Genomic DNA, 1,813 nt, shown 5'->3' on the forward strand with positions numbered 1-1,813 from the left:
GCCGCCGGCCAACGCCATCCAACATTTAACTGGCGCACCCATAAACTTGTGGCCACTGTCACCATCAGGCAAGTGTTCATCGCATGGCCGCTTATAACCGCAATATCCAAAGGCTGCACGGACAATCCCCAGCCTTTAAACAACAACTTGCTGGCCGCGACTATGGAGTAAGTAACGCCCACCGTTATTATCCAGGCCCGCAGTGCCCAAGGGGTGGAATACCTCAGCCAGACAGCAATCACCACTGCGGCCGGAATCATGACGGTAATGCCGCCAAATTGCGCAAGTTCTGCCCGCATCATTGCCTAATCCTGGAGGCGCCATTTTCGGCGCCCATCAGACCTCAGGCCCGCGCAAAACACAACGTTATCTAGCGTCAGCATCGAGCATAAAATGCAATTTACTGATCAAACAACAACCCTATGATTCTGTATTTTAATAATTAGGATAGAACCAAACGGCATTTTACAGCGGCTGTCGCGGCCCCTACCTTGGACGAGCATGACCGACCCCCTGCCAGGCGGAGGTACACACTCCCTACTCGACAAGGACAGACCATGAGCATCGAATTCATCGGCTATATCGGCGGCCACCATGCATCCGAAATCCACCCACGCAGCGGTCCGACCCTGCAACCGGACTACGTGGAAACCGTCGCCCGCGCCCACGAAGAGGCCGGTTTCGACCGCGCCCTGGTGGCCTTCCACTCCAACAGCCCGGACAGCACGTTGATCGCCTCCCATGCGGCCAGCGTCACTGAAAAGCTGCAATTCCTGATCGCCCACCGCCCCGGTTTCGCCCAGCCCACCCTCGCAGCGCGCCAGTTCGCCACCCTGGATGTGTTCAACGGCGGGCGCACCGCCGTGCACATCATCACCGGTGGCGATGACCGCGAACTACGCGCCGATGGCAGCCATATCGGCAAGGACGAACGCTACGCACGCACCGACGAATACCTGAGCGTGGTGCGCCAGGAATGGAGTAGCGAACAGCCCTTCGATTTCGCCGGCACCTACTATCAGGTCGAAGGCGCCCACTCCAGCGTGAAGTCGCCGCAGCAGCCGCATATTCCGCTGTACTTTGGGGGTTCTTCCAAGGCCGCGATTGAAGTGGCTGGCAAGCATGCCGACGTGTACGCACTGTGGGGCGAAACCTACGAGCAGGTGCGCGAAATCGTGACCCAGGTACGGGCCGAAGCGGCCAAGCATGGCCGTACGATTCGCTTCAGCTTGTCACTGCGCCCGATCCTCGCCGAGACCGAAGAACTGGCATGGGCGCGTGCTGACAGTATCTTGCAGCAAGCCACGGCACTGGCCGAACAGAACGGTTTTGTACGCCGCGAACCGCCGAATGAAGGCTCGCGCCGGTTGCTCGCGGCAGCGGCGCAAGGGTCAAGGTTGGATAAGCGTTTGTGGACAGGGATTGCGGGGTTGCTGGGCGCGCAAGGCAACTCCACCTCATTGGTGGGCACCGCCGAACAGGTGGCAGAAGCGTTAGTGGATTATTACGACCTGGGTATCACCACCTTCCTGATCCGTGGGTTTGATCCGCTCAACGACGCGATTGAGTACGGCAAACAATTGATCCCCCTCACCCGCCAGCTGATTGCTGAACGCGAACAGGCCAAACAGGTCGCGTAAGCAGGAACACTACAAAACCAATGTGGGAGGGGGCTTGCCCCCTCTTATCAAACATAAAATAAGTTACTGATTTTAAAGAGTTAAAAAACACCTCTAAAACTGAGATTTTGTGGGCGCCCCCAGTTTGTTGCGCGCTACGTCGAAGAGGTAGTGCCCCCCCACATTTTGAATGG

The 1,813-nt window shown here is 57.7% G+C and carries 1 protein-coding gene and 1 pseudogene; one reads left to right on the forward strand and one right to left on the reverse strand.

The genetic code is table 11. The features are described from left to right. A pseudogene (locus IQK56_RS30250) lies at positions 1-302 on the reverse strand (hypothetical protein); the annotation flags it as partial. Between the two features lie 255 nt (positions 303-557). Here IQK56_RS30250 and IQK56_RS30255 point away from each other — a divergent pair. Beyond that, positions 558-1,640, forward strand: a complete 1,083-nt coding sequence (locus tag IQK56_RS30255; protein ID WP_122305932.1) for an LLM class flavin-dependent oxidoreductase — start codon at positions 558-560, stop codon at positions 1,638-1,640. Positions 1,641-1,813 lie beyond the last annotated feature (173 nt).

It is taken from the genome of Pseudomonas cyclaminis (assembly GCF_015163715.1).
GTDB lineage: Bacteria > Pseudomonadota > Gammaproteobacteria > Pseudomonadales > Pseudomonadaceae > Aquipseudomonas > Aquipseudomonas cyclaminis.

Excerpts from the sequence above, each read along its gene's own strand:
- IQK56_RS30255 (WP_122305932.1), top strand. The coding sequence starts at position 558 with ATGAGCATCGAATTCATCGGCTATATCGGCGGCCACCATGCATCCGAA.